The organism is Gordonia sp. VNK21 (assembly GCF_046098115.1).
In the GTDB taxonomy this organism is placed as follows: domain Bacteria; phylum Actinomycetota; class Actinomycetes; order Mycobacteriales; family Mycobacteriaceae; genus Gordonia.
The window spans coordinates 1-21420 of sequence record NZ_JBJURU010000010.1; the positions used below are offsets into that span (position 1 = coordinate 1).

19 protein-coding genes are annotated in these 21420 nt (G+C 70.0%); 4 read left to right on the plus strand and 15 right to left on the minus strand.

Annotated elements, in window-relative coordinates; genetic code table 11:
- Window positions 1-388 precede the first annotated feature (388 nt).
- Window positions 389-970, plus strand: a complete 582-nt coding sequence (locus tag ACJMNC_RS11950; RefSeq protein WP_408948184.1) for a TIGR03086 family metal-binding protein — start codon at window positions 389-391, stop codon at window positions 968-970.
- 46 nt (window positions 971-1016) lie between these two features.
- Here ACJMNC_RS11950 and ACJMNC_RS11955 read toward each other — a convergent pair whose 3' ends face one another.
- Entirely contained in the window at window positions 1017-1418 is a 402-nt protein-coding gene (locus ACJMNC_RS11955) for a YchJ family protein (RefSeq protein WP_408948185.1), read from the minus strand.
- A gap of 95 nt (window positions 1419-1513) precedes the next feature.
- Between ACJMNC_RS11955 and ACJMNC_RS11960 the strand changes: the two genes are divergently transcribed.
- The 3 genes from ACJMNC_RS11960 to ACJMNC_RS11970 are packed head-to-tail and all read left to right on the plus strand — an operon-like array spanning window position 1514 to window position 3618.
- Window positions 1514-1903 carry a GntR family transcriptional regulator gene (locus ACJMNC_RS11960; protein WP_408948186.1) on the plus strand — a complete coding sequence of 130 codons (390 nt, stop codon included), beginning with the start codon at window positions 1514-1516 and terminating at the stop codon, window positions 1901-1903.
- 24 nt (window positions 1904-1927) lie between these two features.
- Entirely contained in the window at window positions 1928-2881 is a 954-nt protein-coding gene (locus tag ACJMNC_RS11965) for an ABC transporter ATP-binding protein (RefSeq protein ID WP_408948187.1), read from the plus strand.
- Entirely contained in the window at window positions 2878-3618 is a 741-nt protein-coding gene (locus ACJMNC_RS11970) for a hypothetical protein (protein ID WP_408948188.1), read from the plus strand. The genes ACJMNC_RS11965 and ACJMNC_RS11970 overlap by 4 nt, the downstream gene beginning before the upstream one ends.
- A 72-nt stretch (window positions 3619-3690) precedes the next feature.
- On the opposite strand, the gene ACJMNC_RS11975 is transcribed toward ACJMNC_RS11970, so the two are convergent.
- The 14 genes from ACJMNC_RS11975 to ACJMNC_RS12040 all read right to left on the minus strand — a co-directional run bounded on the left by ACJMNC_RS11975 (window position 3691) and on the right by ACJMNC_RS12040 (window position 21387).
- The gene (locus tag ACJMNC_RS11975; protein WP_408948189.1) at window positions 3691-4437 is read right to left on the minus strand and encodes a GTP pyrophosphokinase family protein; all 747 of its coding nucleotides are present in this window, start codon (window positions 4435-4437) and stop codon (window positions 3691-3693) included.
- Between the two features lie 142 nt (window positions 4438-4579).
- A complete protein-coding gene (locus tag ACJMNC_RS11980; protein WP_408948190.1) occupies window positions 4580-5530 on the minus strand; it encodes an acyl-ACP desaturase in 951 nt (316 codons plus the stop codon).
- A 175-nt stretch (window positions 5531-5705) separates the two neighbouring features.
- Window positions 5706-7100, minus strand: coding sequence for a lipase family protein (locus ACJMNC_RS11985; RefSeq protein ID WP_408948191.1), 1395 nt, complete (start codon window positions 7098-7100; stop codon window positions 5706-5708).
- A 1115-nt stretch (window positions 7101-8215) separates the two neighbouring features.
- On the minus strand, window positions 8216-8965 hold the full coding sequence (locus ACJMNC_RS11990) for a sulfite exporter TauE/SafE family protein (RefSeq protein ID WP_408948192.1): 750 nt from the start codon (window positions 8963-8965) through the stop codon (window positions 8216-8218).
- Window positions 8966-9016: 51 nt separating this feature from the next.
- A complete protein-coding gene (gene purH / locus ACJMNC_RS11995) occupies window positions 9017-10576 on the minus strand; it encodes a bifunctional phosphoribosylaminoimidazolecarboxamide formyltransferase/IMP cyclohydrolase (RefSeq protein ID WP_408948193.1) in 1560 nt (519 codons plus the stop codon).
- Complete coding sequence (gene purN, locus ACJMNC_RS12000; protein WP_408948356.1) at window positions 10573-11148, minus strand: phosphoribosylglycinamide formyltransferase; 576 nt, start codon at window positions 11146-11148, stop codon at window positions 10573-10575. The genes purH and purN overlap by 4 nt, the downstream gene beginning before the upstream one ends.
- A gap of 49 nt (window positions 11149-11197) precedes the next feature.
- A complete protein-coding gene (locus ACJMNC_RS12005) occupies window positions 11198-12685 on the minus strand; it encodes a DUF6350 family protein (RefSeq protein WP_408948194.1) in 1488 nt (495 codons plus the stop codon).
- Window positions 12686-12887: 202 nt separating this feature from the next.
- Window positions 12888-14009 (minus strand): DUF5336 domain-containing protein, encoded by a 1122-nt coding sequence (locus ACJMNC_RS12010; RefSeq protein WP_408948195.1) that lies wholly within the window; start codon window positions 14007-14009, stop codon window positions 12888-12890.
- An 83-nt stretch (window positions 14010-14092) separates the two neighbouring features.
- A complete protein-coding gene (locus tag ACJMNC_RS12015; RefSeq protein ID WP_408948196.1) occupies window positions 14093-14788 on the minus strand; it encodes a DUF5336 domain-containing protein in 696 nt (231 codons plus the stop codon).
- 219 nt (window positions 14789-15007) lie between these two features.
- Window positions 15008-16930: an acetoacetate--CoA ligase gene (locus ACJMNC_RS12020; RefSeq protein WP_408948357.1), complete on the minus strand. Its 1923-nt coding sequence runs from the start codon at window positions 16928-16930 to the stop codon at window positions 15008-15010.
- 88 nt (window positions 16931-17018) lie between these two features.
- Window positions 17019-18674, minus strand: coding sequence for an AMP-binding protein (locus tag ACJMNC_RS12025; RefSeq protein ID WP_408948197.1), 1656 nt, complete (start codon window positions 18672-18674; stop codon window positions 17019-17021).
- A 198-nt stretch (window positions 18675-18872) separates the two neighbouring features.
- A complete protein-coding gene (locus ACJMNC_RS12030; RefSeq protein ID WP_408948198.1) occupies window positions 18873-19712 on the minus strand; it encodes an HpcH/HpaI aldolase/citrate lyase family protein in 840 nt (279 codons plus the stop codon).
- A complete protein-coding gene (locus ACJMNC_RS12035; protein ID WP_408948199.1) occupies window positions 19709-20242 on the minus strand; it encodes a MaoC family dehydratase in 534 nt (177 codons plus the stop codon). Before ACJMNC_RS12035 ends, ACJMNC_RS12030 begins: the two co-directional genes overlap by 4 nt.
- Entirely contained in the window at window positions 20239-21387 is a 1149-nt protein-coding gene (locus tag ACJMNC_RS12040; protein WP_408948200.1) for an acyl-CoA dehydrogenase family protein, read from the minus strand. The genes ACJMNC_RS12035 and ACJMNC_RS12040 overlap by 4 nt, the downstream gene beginning before the upstream one ends.
- Window positions 21388-21420 lie beyond the last annotated feature (33 nt).

The following is a 21420-nucleotide window of genomic DNA, read 5'->3' on the forward strand; positions in this document are numbered from 1 at the left end:
ACGGCTACCCGAACAGCACGTGACCAGCGTGTCCTGACGTATCCGAACGACCTGAAAGACACCCTCCGGGCCCGTGAAACCCGGCCGTGATCCGGCGGCAACCGGCCAGCCTGTCGTACCCGAACCGCAAAATCAGCCCTGCCGCAATCAATCCGAACCGCTCAGGCAGGGATAGGCACCGGATGAAAGATCGAGGCTAGTAGTACGCCGGTGCCCGACCGGCCGACCATCGTTGCGCGCGCCGTGATCCGAACCCGCCGATCGGCGGGACACGGCGCGCCGGTCTGTGCCGGTCACCTGCACGTCTGCGCTCCGGAATCGCCGTCGGTGGGCGCCGACGGGGTCTAGCGTGAAAGCCGTCGACACACCAGCCTCACCGGGAGCCACCATGACCTACACCGCCCTGGACCTGTACTCCGACGGCCTCGACTTCCTCACCGGAATCGTGCACGGCACCGACGCGCAGACCTGGCGGCAGGACTCGCCGTGCGCGGGCTGGACCGCCCTGGACGTGCTCGGTCACGTCTGCGATGCGACGAGTGCCGGCACCCGCATCCTGGCCGGTGAGCAGTTCGAGTTCACCGCCCATCAGCCGCCGGCCGAGGCCGTCGACGGCGAGCCCGCCGCGGTCTGGGATGCCCTTGCCGCACAGGCCCGCAGCGCGCTCGACGGGGTCGACGATCTCGAACGGGTGGTGCAGTCGCCGATGGGGCCGCGCACGGTGGCCGAAGGACTCTCGTTCCCGGCGGCCGATCTGTTTCTGCACGGCTGGGACATCGCCGCCTCCGGCGGGCGGTCCGTGACCATCCCCTCGGCGGCGGTGGGCTTCATCGACGCGATGTTCGACGGTCTGCCCGACGAGGCGGTGCGCCGGCCCGGGGTCTTCGGTCCGGCCGTGACCCCGCCCGAGGGGGCGACGCCCACCGAAGCCCTGATGGCCCGCTGCGGGCGTGACCCGCGACTGTCCTGACCTGCGCCCGTCCTGACCCGGTGCCGCGTCGTCGGCGGCCGTCCGGTCAGCCGGCCGGGAACTCCCCGTCGAGATAGAACCAGCGGCCGCCGTCGCGGACGAAGCGGCTGCGCTCGTGGAGTTCTCCGCGCCCGTCCGGTCCGCGGTAGACGGCGGTGAACTCGACGATGCCGTCGGCGTCGAAGGGTCCGCCCGCGGCGGTCGCATCGATGCGCAGATGCAGCCAGCGCAGGCCGTCGTCGAGGTCGAGGACGGCCGGACGGGTGGACGGATCCCAGGTGGCCCGCAGATGGTCGGCGTCGCCGAGCGCGAAGGCGGTGAACCGGCTGCGCATCAGGGCCTCGGCCGTCGGCGCCGGCCGCCCCTCCCCGAGTCCGGTCAGGTAGCGGCCGCAGCACAGCGCCAGGGTCTCCCCGCTGCCGCACGGACATCTCTTCTGCGCAGTCACGGTGCCCACGGTAGGGCACCGGCTCTTGACAGCCGGCCGAGACCGGTGTCATGGTTAGTTAGTCAACTAATTAACCGAACTACAGAGGACTGATCATGATCGAGGAAGGGCGGGCGATCTTCCAGCAGATCGCCGACAACATCGCCGACTCGATCATCGACGGCACGCTCGACGAGGAGACCCGCGCGCCGTCGACGAACGAGTTGGCGGCCTTCTACCGGATCAACCCGGCGACCGCCGCCAAAGGCATCAACCTGCTGGTTGACCAGGGTGTGCTGTACAAACGCCGCGGCATCGGCATGTTCGTCGCCGCCGGTGCGCGGACCGAACTGCTCCGCCGCCGGCAGGCCACCTTCACCGACCACTACCTCGAACCGCTGCTCGGCGAAGCCCGCCGGCTCGGACTGACCCCGGCAGACGTGATCGACCTGATCAGCCGGCGCACCGGGGACGGCACCTCCCCGCAGTCCGCAGCATCCGATTGACCTCTTCGAAAGGAGCGCAGTCACATGACCACCGACTCCCCCACCACCGGACGACCGGCCGACGCGCCCGCAGTCAGCGTGCGCGGTCTGGTCAAACGATTCGGCGGCAACACAGTCCTCGACGGCGTCGACTTCGACCTGCAGCCCGGCGTGATCTGCGGGCTCTTCGGCCGCAACGGCGCCGGCAAGACCACGCTCATGTCCATCCTCACCGCGCAGGGCTTCGCCAGCTCCGGGCAGGTGACGGTCTTCGGGCAGGCGCCCTACGAGAATTCGGCCGTGCTGCCGCGGATGTGCTTCGTCCGGGAGAACCAGAAGTACCCCGACGATGCCCGGCCCCAGCACGCCTTCGAGATCGCCCGGCTGTTCTACCCGAACTGGTCCGACGAGCTCGCCGCGCAACTGGCCGACGAATTCAATCTGCCGATGTGCACCCGCATCAAGAAACTCTCCCGCGGCCAGCTCTCCGCGGTCGGGGTGATCATCGGGCTCGCCTCGCGCGCCGACATCACCTTCTTCGACGAGCCCTATCTGGGACTCGACGCGGTGGCCCGGCAGATCTTCTACGACCGGCTGCTCGCCGACTACGCCGAACATCCGCGCACCGTGCTGCTCTCGAGCCACCTCATCGACGAGATCGCCGACATCATCGAACGCGTGCTGGTGGTGGACGGCGGACGGATCACCGTCGACGCCGACGCCGACGATCTGCGTGAGCGGGCGTTCACCGTGATCGGCAACGAGGACGCGGTGAACAGCTTCGTCGCCGGCCGCGACGAACTGCACCGCGAACGGATGGGACCGATGGCCTCGGCCACGGTGCTCGGCACGCTCAGCGGCGAGGACCGGACCCGTATCGCCGACCTCGGACTCAGCTCCGGACCGGTATCCCTGCAGGAACTGATCGTCCGGCTCACCCAGCACAACGCCGACGGACCGCTCGCCGCGGCCGCCGCCGAGAAGGGAGCACTGCGATGACCGCCGCCGTTGCGGACCGACCGGCCCGCACCCCCAACCGGACCCTCACCGTGGTCCGCATGCAACTGATCAACCGGCAGACCTTCCTCTGGCTGCCGCTGATCATCCTGCTGTCGTCGTTCGCGATCTCGCTGGCGATCTACGGGATCATCGCCTACACGGTGGGCGACGACGGCCGCGACCCCATCTACGGCGGCGGCTCACAGGCCCCGCTCTGGTACTTCGCCGCCGTCGGCGTACAGGCGTTGACGCTGAGTTTCCCGTTCTCCCAAGCGGTCAGCGCCACCCGTCGCGAGTTCTACCTGGGCACACTGCTCACCGCCGCACTGAGCGCACTGGGACTGTCGCTGATCTACCTGATCGGCGGGCTGATCGAAAAGGCCACCGACGGTTGGGGTTTCGACGGCTACTTCTTCTACCTGCCGTGGATCTGGGACCAGGGGCCGGCCGTGGCCACCCTGCTGTTCTTCGTGGTCTCGATGTTCGCGTTCATGCTCGGCTTCTGGGCGGCCACCATCTACAAGCGGTTCGGGATGCTGGGCGTGATCCTAACCATCGTCGGGATTCTGCTCGCCCTGGTGGTGGCCGCGGTGGCGATCACCGGCAGCCGGACGTGGACCGGCGTGGGCCGCTGGCTGGCCGGCGTGGAGCCGCTGACGGTGTGCGGGATCGTGGTGCTGGTGGCCGTGGTCCTGGGCGGAGCGTCGTACCTGACGCTGCGCCGGACGTCCCCGTAGAGCCGCAGGGTCGTCGGGATCGGCGCGTGTTCGGTGGTGGCCGAAGCGCTGCGAGGCCTCGGCCGGGGCCGCCTACCCGTCGAGACGACCGCGGATCTCGGCGCGGAGACGCGTCATCCGACTGTCCAGATCAGCGGCGGTGTCGGCGGCTTCGGCCAGCTCTCCGATGAGGCCGGGCGGAACGGCGGCGTCGTACTTGTAATAGATCTGATGCTCGATGCTGGCCCAGAAATCCATCGCGATGGTGCGGATCTGGAGTTCGACCGGGATCTGCTCGGTCCGGTCGGACAGATACACCGGGATCGCGATGGTCAGGTGCAGGCTGCGGTAGCCGTTCGGTTTCGGCCGGGCGATGTAGTCCTCCACCTCGAGCACGGTGATGTCGGACTGCGTGGTCAGGATCTCCTTGATCCAGTACACGTCGGAGACGAACGGGCACACCACCCGAACCCCGGCGATGTCCTGAACCGCCGCGGCGACCTCCTCCAGGGAGCCGTCCGCGCCGCGTTTGCGCGCCTTGTCGACGATGCTCTGCGACGATTTGAGGCGGGAGCGGACGTGCTCGATCGGGCTGTGGTCGTAGGTTTCGGCGAACTCTTCGCGCAGGATGTCGATCTTGGTGGTCAGCTCGTCGATGGCGAACTTGTACCGCAGGCGGAACATGTTGAGCTCGCGCCAGAAGCCCTGCAGCTGGTCGCGGGACTGCGCGAGGGTCTCCAGGACGGTCGCCAGCTCCGGCGCCGTCTGGCCGTTCGACGGATCCGGCGGCGCTGAGCGGGCCGCAGCCTCGGTCCAGGGCGAATCATCAGCAGAAGCCATGGGCTCGACGATACTGGTCGCGCGAAGGCCCGCCCGGTGAGGCGAGCCCGCCCGGCCGCTCAGGAACAGAACATTCCCTGGCCGAAATGCTCTCGGCCAGGGAATGTCGAGCCGCTCGGCGTTACCGCCGGGCCGAACAGGCTCAGGCGTTGACGCGCTCGCGCTTGGCGGCCTCCCGCGCCAGGAAGCGGTCGCGCTGCTCCTCGAACCGCGCCGCGTCCTTGTCGGTCTGCTCCAGGTATGCGGCGAGTTCTTCGCGCGCCTTCTCGCCGCGAGCGCCGAAGTCGGTGCGGTCGAAGATGCCCCACTTGCGCATCACCGGCCACACGACGTCGTCGAGGTGCTGGCGGATGTCGTACACGCCGTGCTTGGCCATGATCAGACTCATGCGCCGGAAGTTGGGCATGCCGATGCCCGGCATGTCGAAGTTGGTGACCACCGAGGTGATCGCCTCCATCGCCTGGTCGGGCGCCAGATCGAGCGCTGCCGCACAGAGGTTGCGGTAGAAGATCATGTGCAGGTTCTCGTCGGCGGCGATGCGCTGCAGCATCTTGTCGGCGATGGGATCGTTGCAGGCCTTGCCGGTGTTGCGGTGGCTGACGCGGGTGCCGAGCTCCTGGACGGTCACGTACGCCACTCCGCGGAGCAGCCCGTTCAGATCGTCGGAGTGGGCGCCCTTGGTCATGTTCGTCATCCGGTCGTTCTCGAGCGCGACCGGATCCACCCCGCGCGTCACGACCAGATAGTCGCGCATCACGATGGCGTGACGGTTCTCCTCGGCGGTCCAGCGGCCGACCCACGTACCCCACGCGCCGTCGGGCGAGAAGTATTCGGTGATCTCCCGGTGGTACGACGGCAGATTGTCTTCGGTCAGCAGGTTGAGCGTCATCGCGGCCTTGGCGACCTCGCTCAACTGCGACTGTTCCGGATCCCAGTCCTCGCCGCCCATCGCCGCGAAGTTGCGCCCCTCCTCCCACGGGACGTAGTCGTGCGGATGCCAGTCGCGCGCGAGGGACAGGTGCCGATTCAGTTCCTTCTCGGCGACGGGTTCCAGTTCGGTGAGCAGTTGGAGTTGAGTCAGATCCTCTGGCACGGGCTGGTGCCTCCTGGTCCTGGAGATTGAGTGTGACGTACCGCACACTAGGCCACCTGGTGGTGCCCCGCAACCGCGCGACACGGATCAACCCGTGGGGCCGGCGGTGAGGCCGGCGCTGTCATCGCCTGGCTGGGCCGGCCGCCGGACCGTCCCTCCGAGAGCTGAGCGGCGGTCAGGACCGGGGGCACTCGCTGGTGGCCGGCTTGCCCTGCAAGCGGGCGTCGAGCCACTGCATCGCCTCCGGGTAGGCGATCACCGCGGCTGACAGGTGCTCGCCGGGCACCTCCCGGTACACCGCGTCGGCGCCGAGTTTGCACTGCTCCGCGTACAGGTTGCGGGCGCCCTGCACCGGGATCCAGATCTCGTTGGCGCCGTGGTAGATGTACAGCGGCAGGTCGGATTTGGTGCTGGGCATCTGCGTGGCCCGATAGACCTTCTCGGCCACCTCGGAGTTGAAGGGGTCCTTGTCCTTCGACAGCACCTGCGCCGGCAACTGGAACGGGGCGGCGACACCGTAGTCGTCGCCGCAGGAGTTCTTGAACGACGACGTCGCCAGCCACCGACCCAGGTTGTTCGTCAGCTCCAGGATCTCGGGCCGCTCGCGGGCCACCCCCAGCGTCCCGGCGAGCATCACACCGGTGGCGATGTTGGCGTTCATGGCCCCGGCCAGGAGCCGGAAGTCTGCGGGCACACCGCCGAGGGCGGCGCCCACCATCCGGTCGGTCAGGTCGGGGGCGTACTCGCCGAGCAGCTTCGCGGCGCCGTTGGTGGCGATCGCACCGCCGGAATAGCCGGTCAGGGCCACCTTGCTGTCGGCGTACTTCTTCGGTGCGTACCTGGCGGCAGCCCGAATCGAATCGAGTACGACGTGCCCGGCGAGAGTCGGCTCGGCGTAGGCCTGCCGCGGACCTTCGTGGTCGGGGATGATCACGGTGTAACCGCGCGCGAGTGCCAGCTGGGTGGTCGGCGGGAACAGGTCGGTCTTGTTGGTCCTGTCCGACAGGCCGTGAGCAAGGGTGTAGCCCGCCGTGCACTCGTGGCCCAGGCCGTTGATCGGCACGTTGTTCACCAGGATCGGCCGCGGCCCGGCGCCCTTCCACGGGGCGCGGGGCTCGATCACCGTCGCCGTCCCGAAGATCGGCTGCCCCTGGACGTCGGTGGAGCGGAACTTCAGCATGCGTGCACTGCGAAGGGGGACGGTCACCAGGAACCCGGCGGTGCCGGTGACGTCCCGGGTGGCCAGGACCTCGCCGTTGGCCCGCTTGTCCAGACTGCGCGGCCAGCGATCGAACATCGGATCGCCTACCGGATCGGGCAGCGTGGCCGCGCGCACCTCCAGCGTGGAATGGGAGTAGCCCGGTGCCTGGGCGCGCTGCGGGATCCGCTTCAGGTGCGGAATGTCGGCGGGCGGCACCAGCTGGTCGACGCCGTCGATCACCTCGCCGGGCAACGGCCGCAAGTTCGGCGGGGTCGGCCGGGCGGGCTCGGCGTGGCTCGGGGCGATGGCCGGGCCGGCGAGCAGCACAGCCGCGGTGGCCACCAGGGCACGAGCAACGGAACGGCGCATTGCACCGACGTTATCGGCTATTGCTTCGGTTGTATCCCCCCGTGCGGGTATCGATCGGGTGAATATCGGTCCGGCGGCGGCTCGCACGACGCCTCCGCGGCCCGCGTCTCGAGACCCGGCGCCCGACGGGCCGCGCTTGTTCTTGCTGGTCGAGTGCCCGACGGGGCCGCACGTTTCATTGCTGGTCGAGTGCCCGGCGAGGCGCCAGCCGAGACGGGCATATCGAGACCACACGCGATCCGCCAAGGGCCGCGCTTGTTCTTGCTGGTCGAGTGCCCGGCGAGGCGCTAGCCGAGGCGGGTGTATCGAGACCACACGCGCGACCCGGCAGGGGCCTCGATACACCGCCCTCGTTCCTCGGGCGGCACTCGGCCACCAACAAAAGCCGCACGTCTCATTGCTGGTCGAGTGCCCGACGAGGCGCTAGCCGAGGCGGGTGTATCGAGACCAGGCGCGCGACCCGGCAGGGGCCTCGATACACCGCCCTCGTTCCTCGGGCGGCACTCGGCCACCAACAAATGGCGCACGCCTCATTGCTGCTCGAGTGCCCGACGAGGCGCCAGCCGAGACGGGTGTATCGAGACCACCCACGCGATCCGCCGAGGGCCGCGCTTGTTCTTGCTGGTCGAGTGCCCGACGAGGCGCCAGCCGAGGCGGGTGTATCGAGACCAGGCGCGCGGCCCGGCGGGACCTGGACACACCGCCCACCAACAAAAAGCGCACGATTCATTGCTGGTCGAGTGCCCGACGAGGCGCCAGCCGAGACGGGTGTATCGAGACCACACGCGATCCGCCGAGGGCCGCGCTTGTTCTTGCTGGTCGAGTGCCCGACGAGGCGCTAGCCGAGGCGGGTGTATCGAGACCACACACGCGACCCGGCAGGGGCCTCGATACACCGCCCTCGTTCCTCGGACGGCACTCGGCCACCAACAAAAGCCGCACGTCTCATTGCTGGTCGAGTGCCCGACGAGGCGCTAGCCGAGGCGGGTGTATCGAGACCACCCACGCGGCCCGGCAGGGGCCTCGATACACCGCCCTCGTTCCTCGGGCGGCACTCGGCCATCACGGAAGGCGGCACTCGGCCGCCAAGGAAGGCGGCACTGCGATGTCGGGGGTCAGGAGGAGAGGGCGAGGTAGAGGGCCAGGGCGAGGCCGCCGAGACCGATGGCGACGCGGAGCGGACCGGCGGGCAGGCGGGAGACGACCGGCGGACCCAGCCAGCCGCCCAGGAGACAGCCGACGCCCATCGCGGCCGCGGCCGCCCAGTGCACCGGACCCCAGATCATGAAGGCCACGGCGGCAACGGCATTGGCCACCCCCAGCAGCGCCGACTTGAGCAGGGTGGCGCGCCACAACGGCAGCGCCGTGGCCACCATGGCCAGCGCCAGGAAGATCACCCCGGCGCCCGCACCGAAATAGCCGCCGTAGATCGAGACCAGGAAGACCCCCGCCACCCACAGCACCGGCCGGTCCACACCGTGCGCGATCCACGCCCGCAGCCGCGGCTGCACCAGCAGCGCCAGCGAAGCCACCGCCACCAGATACGGCACCACGAAGCCGAACGCCTCATCCGGCGACACCAGCAGCACCAGGGCCCCGACCACACCGCCGGCCAGCGCGGCGAGCGCATCCCGGCCGAGCGAACGACCACCGTCGTCGGCCGTCAGCACCCGCCCCGACTTGGCGAAGCTCCCCACGCCGACGGCCACCAGCGCCACCGTGTTGGTCACATTGGCCGACAACGGATCCAGGCCCACCGCCAGCAGCGCCGGGTAGCTCACCAACGACGCCATGCCGGTCACATAGCCCACCAGTCCGGCACCGAAACCGGCCGCGAGCAGGATCGCCAGATCGACGATGCTCACGGCCGGATCACGGTTCGCACGGGGTCACGCAGCCTGCCGGCGCGTCTGCGCTCAGTGCGCGAAGTGCCGGGAACCGGTGAGGTACATGGTGATTCCGGCCGCCTTGGCCGCCTCGATCACCTCGTTGTCGCGGACACTGCCGCCGGGCTGGACCACCGCGCACACGCCGGCGTCGATCAGCACCTGCAGGCCGTCCGGGAACGGGAAGAAGGCGTCGGAGGCGCCGACCGAGCCGGACGCCCGGTCACCGGCACGGTTGACCGCCAGGTGCGCCGAATCCACCCGGTTGACCTGGCCCATGCCCACACCCACCGAGGCGCCGTCGTGCGCCAGCAGGATCGCATTGGACTTGACCGCACGGCATGCACGCCAAGCGAAGACCAGGTCGGCGAGAGTCTGCTCGTCGGCGGCCTCGCCGGTGGCCAGCGTCCAGTTGGCCGGGTCGTCGCCCTCGGCGTCGATCACGTCACGGCTCTGCAGCAGGACGCCGCCGGAGATCGGCCGCAGCTCCACACCGGTCTCGGCGGGGGCCGGCGCGATCAGGATGCGCAGGTTCTTCTTGCGCGAGAGCACCTCGACGGCGCCGTCGGCGTACGACGGCGCGATGATCACCTCGGTGAAGATCTCGGCGACCTGCTCGGCCATCTCGACGCTCACCTCGCGGTTCGCGGCGATCACCCCGCCGTAGGCGCTCACCGGATCGCAGGCGTGGGCCTTGCGGTGCGCCTCGGCGATATCGGCGCCCACCGCGATACCGCACGGGTTGGCGTGCTTGATGATCGCGACCGCCGGCCCGGCATGGTCGTAGGCGGCCCGCCGCGCGGCGTCGCCGTCGGTGTAGTTGTTGAACGACATCTCCTTGCCGTGCAACTGCTCCGCCTGCGCCAGCCCCGGCTCGCCGCCCACATACAGCGCGGCCTGCTGGTGCGGGTTCTCGCCGTAGCGCAGCACCGCCTCGCGCTCCCAGGTGGCGCCGGTCCACACCGGGAAGCCGTCCTCCTCGTCGGGCGCGACCACACTGCTCATCCAGGACGCCACGGCCACGTCGTAGTCGGCGGTGTGCCGGAAGGCCTTGGCGGCCAGCGTCTTACGCTCGGCCAGCGAGAAACCGCCGGTGCCGACGGCCTCGGCCACCGAAGCGTAGTCGGACGGGTCCACCACGACGGCGACCGACGGATGGTTCTTGGCGGCGGCACGCACCATCGACGGTCCGCCGATGTCGATCTGCTCCACACACTCGTCGGGCGAGGCGCCGGAGGCCACGGTCTGGGTGAACGGATACAGGTTGACGCACACCAGCTCGAACGGGGCGATGCCCAGCTCGTCGAGCTGACGCAGGTGATCGTCCTTGCGGGTGTCGGCCAGCACACCGGCGTGCACCCGCGGATGCAGCGTCTTCACGCGCCCCTCAAGGCATTCCGGGAAACCGGTCAGCTCGCTGACCTCGATCACCGGCACACCGGCGGCGGCGATGGTCTTGGCGGTGGACCCGGTGGACACGATCTCCACCCCGGCGGCCTGCAGCGCCGTGGCGAGCTCCTCGAGCCCGGTCTTGTCATAGACGCTGATCAGGGCCCGCCGGATGGTCCGGCGATCTGCAGATGCGTTCACGGGATGTATGCCTTTCGTCCATCGGTCACGACGCCATGCGCCACCACGGCCGCCACCACCGACGGCAGCAGCTCGCGTTCGACTTCTTTGATGCGCTCATGCAGGGATTCGACGGTGTCGTCATCGGCGACGGTCACCACCTGCTGAGCCAGAATGGGTCCGGTGTCGACGCCGTCGTCCACCAGATGCACGGTGCAGCCGGTCACCTTGACGCCGTGCGCCAGCGCATCGGCCACCCCGTGCGCGCCGGGGAAAGCCGGCAGCAGGGCCGGATGGGAGTTGAGCACGTGCCCGCCGAATCGGCCGAGGAAGTGCGCGCCGAGGATCCGCATGAAACCGGCGGTGACCACCCACTCCGGCGCGAATCCGGCCACCGTCTCGGTCAGCGCAGCGTCCCAGGCCGTACGGTCGGCGTGATCGGCGGGGCGGCACACGCTCACCGGGACTCCTGCGTCGGCGGCGATGCCGACGGCGGCGCACTCACGATCGGACACCACCCCGGCGACCGCGAACGGCGCCTCGTCGGCGGCGGCCAGGATCGCGGCCAGCAGCGAGCCGGTACCGGATGCCATCACCACGACGGGCACACGGGAGTCCGGCAGGCTGTTCACGCCCTCAAGATTAGTCGCCGTCGGCGCCCCGGGACGACACCGGGTCGCCGGGCCGCTGATCTGCGGTGTCACCGGATCCGGGCAGGTCGTCATCGGCGAGGTAGTCGTCGGCGAGGTGGTCGGCTGGGCCGTCGGCCTCATCGTCGTCCAGCGGCTCGAGCACATCGGTGGCCACCAGGTCCGGGTCCGCCTCGTCCCCTTCCGTCACCGCCTCGTCGCCGCCGTCCGCATCCGGGTCGTCGACGATCTCCAGACCGTCGAAGTCCTCGTCGGCGAGCAGTTCGTCGAGGTCGAAGGGCACGGCGTCGGCGATGCGCTGGGATCTGGTGGAGGGCAGCAGGTAGTGCACGCCGGCGCACGCGGCGCCGACGACCATGATCCAGGCGAAGGTGTAGCCGGCGGCCACCGGGGCGCTTGCGCCGAGGCTGCCGATCTCACCGACCCGTCCGCCGGCCAGCACCGAGGCGACCGCCACCAGTCCGGCGGCCGCGGCGGCGGCCACAGCGACCGCACGCAGGTGTTTGACGATCTCCACGCTGCGGCAGTACCAGCCGATGAGCACGCCGGTGAGCAGCGGAATGAGCAGGACGGCAAAGCCGACGGCACCGAGATGCTCGGGCATCACACCCAGGACGGGCAGCGGAGGGAGCGTGCCCGGATCGGTGCCGAACGCGGTCAGCGAGGCGGTGCCGACGTTGACCTCGGCGCCCACGCTCACCCCGAGCGCGGCCACCAGCACATTCGGCAGGTAGAGGATGGACAGGCCCACCAGGCCGAGGTAGCCGTCCACGCTGTGGCCGCCCTCGATCAGCTCACCGATCAGCGACCAGTGGGCGAGTTCTCCGGCCAGCACCAGGATGCCGCTGCCGGCGACCAGGGCGGCGAAGGCGATCAGACCGGCGCGGGCACCCACCCGATCGGTGGCCGGGAACTCGTACTGCGCGAACAGCGGGGCCAGGCAGCGCCGTCCCACGCCGATCAGCACCCCGATGCCCTGCACCAGCAGGGTGGCGCCGAAGGCGGTCAGCGGATCGGGTTGGCCCAGCGACGACACCGAGGAGCCGTCGGCCACCACGGCCAACGACAGGGCCGTGGTCAGCAGGGATCCGCCGAGCGCGGCACCGGCGATGGTGCCGACCGCGGCCAGGCTGTCGGTCTCCCGGGCGGCGCGGGCGGTGACCGCGGCCACGGCGGCGATGAGCAGCAGGGTCGGCAGCAGCGGCAGCGCGCCCACGATGGTGTCGCCGACGGTCAGCGGCACCTGATTGACCACCAGCCAGCCGGCGGCCACCTGCGAGGGCAGTCCGCTCACCGCTCCCCCGGCGATGGCCTTGACCAGGGAGACGACCACGGTCAGGACCACGACGGTCAGCGCCGGAACCAGCAGGGCGACCTTGATCAGATCCCAGGTGGCGGCCCGCGTCGGCGCGACGTCGTCGCGCCGCGCCAGCCGGCTCTGCCGTAGCCGGGTCGCCAGAGATTCGGGATGAGAAGCCATTGCCTACGAGCGTGGCACGGTCGGTGATGGCCGCCGAGGGGGCGCGCCGGGGCCGGGCCAATTGAGCCGCAGTTCTCAGTCTGCGCTCATCCAGGCGAATGACCGGGGACGACGGGGACACGGGTACGACGGGGACACAGATACGACCGCGGCGCCGCCGATCACGATGATCGACGGCGCCGCTGTCTGGTGTCCGAGGCGGTCAGGCCTTGTGCTCACCCGTGTCAGACTCCGGCTTGACGAAGGCGGTGGTGGCACCGTCGTCGGCCGACTCCGGCGCACTGTGGCTGGTGGGCGCACCGGTGCCGGTGTAGCTGGTGGGCTCGCTGCTGCCGGTGAAGCTGGTCGGCGCGTTGCTGCCGGTGTAGCTGGTCGGCTCGCTGCTGCCGGAGTAGCCGGTCTGCCCGTACGCCGAACCCGCCGAGGCCTGCTGGCCGTAGGCCGAACCGGTGGAGGCCGAGCCGGTGGAGGCCGACTGGCCATAAGCCTGGCCGTACGCCGAACCGGTGGACGCCTGACCGTAGTCGCCCGCCGGCGAGGCGGCCGGCGACGAGCCGGTGGAGGCCTGCTGGCCGTAGGCCGCGCTGTAGTCGTAGCCGGCGGACTGCTCGGCGGCCGGGGCCGCGCCCGAGGCAGCGGCGGCCTCGGCGGCGGGCGCCGCAGCGGCCGGAGCCACCTGCACGAAGCCGGCCTCGATCAGCAGCCACAGCACCGCGGCGATCGCACCGAGGATGGTGAAGATCAGCAGGATGATGGCGCCGGCACCCTTGTCCGCGCCGTCGTAGAGGCCCTTGGTGGCGAACTGGAAGATGCTGATCAGCGCCGAGGTCACCGTGAGCGCGGTGATGCCGGCGACGAACTGCTTACCGGCACCGACGATGAAGGTCAGCGCCGACGCCACACCGGCCACCGCGAACAGAGCCCAGGGCAGTGCGAAGAAGGTCTCGAACAGCTTGACCGACTCGTTGCCGCCCTTGTACCCGGCCAGGAAGCCCAGGAAGAGCATGAGGATGCCCAGGCCGGCGACGGAGGCCGCCAGGATCAGGCCGGTCTGCGGCGGCAGACCCTGGCTCGGCGGCTTGGGAGCGGTGTACTGTTGCTGCCCGTAGCCGTACTGGGCCTGCTGCGGGTCGTACTGCTGTCCGTACTGGGCGGACTGCCCGTACTGGGCGGACTGTCCGTAGTCCGCCGGCTGGCCGTACTGGGCCTGCTGCCCGTACTCGGCCGGCTGGCCGTACTGGGCCTGCTGCCCGTACTGCTGCTGGCCCTCGCCCTGACCGTAGCTGCCCTGGCCGTAGCCAGAACCCGACTGCGGGTACGTCATCAACCAACTCCTTATACGGAAACGGCCATCTTGCGACGGCCCGTGAACGTCCCCCACGCTAATACAGACACCCACCCCTCGCGCTAGTGCCCGTGCCCGGAAACTCCGGGACGAGCCGGCGCCGCGGCGCCGGACTCTTTGAGGTGTCCGGCTTCGATCAGCACCCAGATCACCGCCGCGACAGCGGAGAGCAGTGCGCAGATCAGCAGCATGACCATGCCCGCCCCGTTGTCGTCGCCGGAGGCGAACTGGAAGACGGTCACCAGCACGCTGACCACGGTCAGCGCGGCCACTGCCCCGGCCACCCATTTGTGCGAGCCGAGCAGAAAGGTCAGGGCACAGACCACTCCGGCCACCGCGAGAAGCAGATACGGTCCCACGGCCCAGCTCTCGAAGACCTTGGCGGTGTAGGTGTAGCCGCCGTAGTCGTTGTAACTGGTAGAGCTCTCGGCGTTTAGAAAGCCCAGGAAGATCATCAGAATGCCCAGGCCGGCGACGGTCCCGATCAACACGGTCCGGGTGCCGGCCGGCAGCGTCCGGCCCGGCGGCGCAGTGGATTGCGGCGAACCGGACTGGGGCGGACCCGATTGAGGCGGCGCCGGTTCGTGCCGGCCGTAGTGCCCGGGCGGGACCGGCCCGGAGCCCGGGTGCGGCCGCTGCTGGTGGCGCGGCTGCGGATTCTGCGGCGGCGGTCCGTAGGACTGCGGAGTGTGAGGTGGCGCGGCACCCCGGCCGTTGCCGGATGGCTCGCGACCGGAGTCCGCCTGCGGATACGTCATCGACCTGCTCCTCGCCGAAGGATGGCCGTGCGCCGACGGCCCGGGTCGCATCACGCTATTACAGGCGCGCACAGCGGCCGCGCGTTGCGTCGGTCGAACGATCGACTGCGCCGGGGTAGATACCGCATCGCTCAGCCCCACCGACTCGGGTCTGCCCTACCGAATAGTCGGTGGGGCTGAGCAGAATCGGTGGGGCTGAGCCGGGCCGAAGCGCGAGCACTACCAGGAGTGAGCGCTCCCGCGCTCCCGGTACCAGCCGATCAGTTCGGGCTGATCCACCGACTTCGGGTCCAGGTTGACGCTGTCCCGGCCGGCCAGAATCGCGGTGACCGGAACCTCGAGCTTCTTACCGGTGCGGGTGTGCGGAATCCCCGGCGCCAGGATCACCTCGTCGGGCACGTGCCGCGGGGAGAGCCGGGTGCGCACCTGCTGCCGGATCCGCCCGACCAGCTCGTCGGTGAGTTCGGCGCCGGGGATCAGGGTGACGAACATCGGCATCCAGTAGGCGCCGCCGGGACCGTCCACACCGAGCACGAAGGCCTCGGCGATCTCATCGATCCCCTCGACCACCTCGTAGATGTCGGCCGATCCCATCCGGATGCCCTGCCGGTTGAGCGTCGCATCGCTGCGGCCGTGGAAGATCAGGGAGCCGCGGCCGGTGAGCGTCACCCAGTCGCCGTGCCGCCACACCGGTGCGGTGGGCTGCTCGCCGCCCGACCACACATGCTCGAAATAGGCGGCGCGGTAGCGCGCACCGTCGGGGTCGTCCCAGAAACTGACCGGCATCGACGGCATGGGCGCGGTCACCACCAGCTCGCCCACCTCGTCGACCAGCGGCCGGCCCTCGGGCGACCAGCTGGCCAGCGCCACCCCCAGCATCCGGACCGGCAGCTCGCCGGGGCGGGCCGTGATGCCGGTGCTGCCGCCGGCGAATGCGCTGACCACATCGGTGCCGCCGCTGATCGACGAGATCTCCAACTCCGGTGAGAGCGCCTGATGCACCCACTCGAACAGGTCCGCGGGCAGGGTGGAGCCGGTACTGCCGAGAGTGGTCAGGGCACTCAGGTCGTGGTCGCGGCCCGGTGCCAGACCGGCTTTGCGCGACGCCTGCAGCTGCCCGGGGCTGGTACCGAAGTAAGTGACCTTCTCGTCGGCGACGATCTGCCACAGCCGGTCGGCGTCCGGATACAGCGGTGAGCCGCTGTAACAGACGATCCGGGCGCCCACCAGCAGACCGGCGATCTGGAAGTTCCACATCATCCAGCTGAGCGCGGTCTGCCAGAAGAACACCGACTCCGGGCCCAGCCCGGCGTGCAGCCCGGCCGACTTCAGATGTTCGACGAGCACCCCGGCGTGCCCGTGCACGATGCCCTTGGGCCGGCCGGTGGTGCCCGACGAGAACAGCACCCAGAGCGGATGGTCGGCCGCCACCGGTACCGGCCGGGGGCTGCCCGACGCACCGTCGACGACGTCGGCCCAGGCGAGCCGACCCGGCGCCGACGCCCCCGGCTCGTCGCCGACGACGATGTGCAGCGCCACCTCGGGCAGCAGCCCCGCCAGGGCGTCGCTGTCGGCACGCTTGTCCACATCCTTGCCGTTCCACCGGTAGCCGGTGGCGGTGAACAGGGCCTTGGGCCGCAGCTGGCCGAGGCGCGCCGCGGCCCCCTCCGGCGCATAGTCCTGTCCGCAGCCCGACCAGACGGCGCCGAGCGAGGCGGCCGCCAGGAAGGCGACGACGGTTTCGGGCACATCCGGCAGATATCCGGCGACCACGTCGCCGGCATTGATTCCGGCCTGCGCGAGACGTTCGGCGACGGCCGCGACCAGGGCCGGCAGCTGCGCCCAGCTGATCGCGGTGCGGGCACCGTCCTCGCCGAGACCGACGATCGCCTCGCCGGGCAGGTCGCGGTGGGCCAGGACGGCATCGACGTAATTCAGCCGCACCTGCGGAAACCACTGGGCGCCAGGCATCTCCGTGCTCGCCAGCACGGCGTCGTCGCCGTCGGCCAGCGGAGACTCGGCGATCTCGTCGAGCCGGTAGAAGTCCCACACCGCCCGCCAGAAGCCGGGCAGATCGGCCACCGAGTACTCCCACAACTGCTGATAGTCGGTGAACGGTTCACCGGTCCGCGTGCGCAGCAGGTCGACGAAGTCGGCGAACGCCCCGGCCGGCCACGGCTGGGCGCCGGTGCCGCCGGGAGTGGTGGTCACGCTGTCAGGGCTCACGGGCTCAGCCTTCCAGTCCGAGGAACTCGACGGCCTGGGCCCGCATCTCCACCTTGCGGACCTTGCCGGTGACGGTCATCGGGAACTCGTCCACCACCCGCACATACCGGGGGATCTTGTGCCGGGCGATCGCATCGGCGGCAAACGTGCGCAGCCCCTCGGCGGTCAGCTCGGCCGCACCCTCGCGCAGCCGCACCCAGGCCATCAACTCCTCCCCGTACTTCTCGTCGGGCACACCGATCACCTGGGCGTCGACGATGTCGGGGTGGGTGTACAGGAACTCCTCGATCTCCCGCGGATAGATGTTCTCGCCGCCGCGGATCACCATGTCCTTGATCCGCCCGGTGATCCGGACGTAGCCGTCATCGCCGTCCGAACCGTCGCCCATCACCGCCAGATCGCCGGTGCGCATCCAGCCGTCCTCGCTGAGCACCTCGGCGGTCTTGGCCGGCTCGTTCCAGTAGCCGAGCATCACCGAGTAGCCGCGGGTGCAGAACTCGCCGGTCTCCCCGCGCGGCAGGGTCTCCCCGGTCACCGGATCGATCACCTTGATCTCCAGGTGCGGCCCCACCCGGCCGACCGTGCCCACCCGCAGGTCCAGGGAGTCGTCGGTGCGGGTCTGGGTGGAGACCGGGCTGGTCTCGGTCATGCCGTAACAGATCGACACCTCGGTCATCGCCATCTCGTCGATCACCCGACGCATGACGGTCTCCGGGCACGGGCTGCCGGCCATGATCCCGGTGCGCAGCGAACTCAGGTCGAAACGTGCTCCGGCGTCGAGGATCCCGAGTTCGGCGATGAACATCGTCGGCACCCCGTAGAGGCTGGTGCAGCGGTACTTCTCCACCGCGGCCAGCGTGGCCTGCGGATCGAAGGCGGGCGCCGGAATCACCATCGCCGCCCCGTGAGCGATCGCCGCCAGATTGCCCATCACCATGCCGAAGCAGTGATAGAAGGGCACCGGCAGACAGATCCGGTCGGCCTCGGTGTAGCCGAGCAGAAAGCCCACCAGGTAGCCGTTGTTGCCGATGTTGCGGTGCGAGAGGGTCACGCCCTTCGGCGATCCGGTGGTGCCGGAGGTGTACTGGATGTTGATCGGGTCGGTGGGCGCCAGCCCCGCCGCGACCTCGGCCAGACCGGCCAGCTCGGCCTCGGTCGGTGGTGCGAGCAGGTCGGCGAAGTCCTCCGATTCGAAGGTGATCACGTCGGTGAGGCCGGGAGTCTGCTCGCGGACGTCGGCGAGCATGCCGGCGTAGTCGGCGTCCCGGAAGCGTTCGGCGGCCAGGACGGCGACCGTCCCGGACTGGGACAGGACGTAGGCCAGCTCGTGACGGCGGTAGGCCGGGTTGATCACCACCAGCACCACCCCGGCCTCGGCGGCGGCGAACTGGGTGAGCACCCACTCGAAGCGGTTCGGCGACCACAGACCCAGCCGGTCCCCCGGCTGCAGACCCAGCCGGCGCAGGCCGGCCGCCAGGGCGAGGACGTCGCGCCGGAACTCCCGGTACGTCCACTGCCGGCCGGCGCCGTCGTCGGCGGCCGCGTCGATCAGGGCGATCGCGTCGGGGTGGCGGTCGGCGGTGGCCGCCAGGGTGGTGCCGATCGTGTGCTCGAGCAGGGGCGGGGTGTCCTCGCCGACTGCGTACGACAGTTCAGTCATGGTGACCTCCGGAGGGGGTGGGGCGGGTCGTCGGGATTCTGTTGTGTCGTCGGGGTGGGGTCTGATCTCGATACGCCTGCTCGGCTAGCGCCTCGCAGGCACTCGATCACCGGGGAAGAAGCCGCTCGATCAACGAAGGCCGGGGTCCTCGATCGCCGGGGGAGGAGGCTGCTCGATCACCGGGGCGCGGACTTTCGGTTACTGGAGGGGGCGGCCGGCGCGGACGAGGACGGCTTCGGCCTGTTTGAGGACCGGGCCGTCGATCATCTGGCCGTCGAAGGCGAAGACGCCGCCGCCGAAGCGCCGGGCCTCGGTGAGAACCGCACGCGCCCAAGCCTCCTCGGACGGGTCGGGGGCGTAGCCGTCGCGGATGACCGCCGCCTGACTCGGGTGGATGCAGGCGGTCGCGGTGAAGCCCAGCGCCACCGCGTCGCGGACCTCGGCGGCCAGGCCGACGGTGTCGGCGATGTCGATGTGCACCGCGTCGATCGCGGCCTTGCCGAAGGCCGCCGCAGCCAGCCGCACCCGGGCCCGCACCGCCACCGGCACGTCCCTGTACCGGCCGGCGTTCGCCTCGTCGACGCCGTAGCGGCTGGACTGCCCGCCCATGCCGGCCACCAGATCCTCGGCGCCCCACATCAGGCCGACACAGTTCTCCTGCGCCGCGATCTCCTCGCAGCGCACCGCGCCGAGCGGGGTCTCGATCAGCGCGATCGTGGAATAGCCGTGCGCCCGGACCGTTTCCGGGTCCTCCGACTTGGCCTGCATGATCACCCGGTAGTCGGTGCCGGCCAGTGCCTGCAGATCCAGGGCGTGATCTTCGGTGCCGGCGGCGTTGATCCGCACGATCACCCGCTCCGGATCCAGCGGTGTGGCCGCCAGTGCCTCACGGGCGGCGGCCTTGCGCTCCGGGGACACCGCGTCCTCGAGGTCGAGGATCACCCCGTCGGCGCGTTCGGCCGCCTTGGCGTACCGTTCGGGCCGGTCGGCGGGACAGAAGAGCAGCGCCGGTCCGGCCGGCAGCCATCGTCGTGTCATCGTGGATTCCCTTCTCCTGCGGTGGATTGCGTCGGCCGGTCCGGGTCGAGCCGCACCAGGGTGGCGCGGGAGGTGCGGGCGACGACGGTGCCGTGCTGGTTGCGGCCGATGTGAGTCAGATTCACCACGCCCTCCCCCGGCCGGGACTTCGAGACCCGCTTGCCGGTGCACTCGGTCTCGGCGTAGAGGGTGTCGCCGGCGAACATCGGCGCGGGGAACGCGGTCTCGGTGAACCCGAGATTGGCCACCAGCGTGCCCTGGGTCAGCTGGGCCACCGACAGTCCGACGATGGTCGAGAGCGTGAGCATCGAGTTGATCAGCCGCTGACCGTCGAAGCCGGGCTGCCCGGCCGCCCAGTGCGCGTCCAGATGCAGCGCCTGGGTGTTCATGGTGAGCGTGGTGAACAGCACGTTGTCGGCCTCGGTGAGGGTGCGGCCGGGCCGGTGCTCGTACACCGTGCCCACCGTGAACTCCTCGAACCACAGGCCGCGCTGAGTGATCCGCGGCGCGGCGGGATCCGGGCCGGTCATGCCGGCAGCCCCAGCGACCGGGCGATGAGCATGAGCTGCACCTCGGTGGTGCCCTCGCCCACCTCCAGGATCTTCGAGTCGCGGTAGTGCCGCGCCACCGGATACTCGTTCATGAAGCCGTACCCGCCGAAGATCTGGGTGGCGTCGCGGGCGTTGTCCATGGCCGCCTCCGAGGAGACCATCTTGGCGATGGCCGCCTCCTTCTTGAACGGCTGGCCGGCCAGCATCTTGGCGGCCGCGTCGTAGTACGCGGTCCGGGCGACGTGGGCGCGGGCTTCCATCCGGGCGATCTTGAAGGCCACCGACTGATAGTCGCGGATCGGCTTGCCGAACGACTGCCGTTCGCCGGAATACCGGACGCACTCGTCCACGCAGCCCTGCGCCACCCCGGTGGCCAGTCCGGCGATCGCGATCCGGCCCTCGTCGAGGATGGACAGGAAGTTGGCGTAGCCCCGGCCGCGTTCGCCGAGCAGATTGTCCAGCGGGACGCGGGCATCAGTGAAGCTCAGCGGATGGGTGTCCGAGGCGTTCCAGCCCACCTTGTTGTAGGCCGGCTCCGCGACGAAGCCGGGGGTGCCGGACGGCACGATGATCGTCGAGATCTGCTTGCGGCCGTCGGCGCGTTCACCGGTCACCGCGGTGACGGTGACCAGCGAGGTGATGGAGGTGCCCGAGTTGGTGATGAACTGCTTGGAACCGTTGATCACCCACTCGTCGCCGTCCTGCACCGCAGTGGTGGCGGTGGCGCCGGCGTCCGAGCCGGCACCGGGTTCGGTGAGACCGAAGCCGGCCAGTGCCCGGCCCGAGGTCAGATCCGGGAGCCAGCGCTGCTTCTGCTCCTCGCTGCCGAACCGGTAGATGGGCATGGCCCCGAGCCCCACCCCGGCCTCGACGGTGATGGCCACCGACTGGTCGATCTTGGCGAGCTCTTCCAGTGCCAGCGCGAGGGCGAAGTAGTCGCCGCCCATCCCGCCGTACTCCTCCGGGAACGGCAGCCCGAACAGCCCCATCTCGCCCATCTGGGCGACCACCTCGTACGGGAAGGTCTTCTCTTCGTCGTGTTTCGCGGCCACCGGCGCGACCACCGAGCGCGCGAAGTCGCGCACGGAGTGGATCAGGTCGGTGTACTCCTGGGTCAATTCCATCGGTTGGTCCCTCGGTTTCGGTTGGGCGGCAGT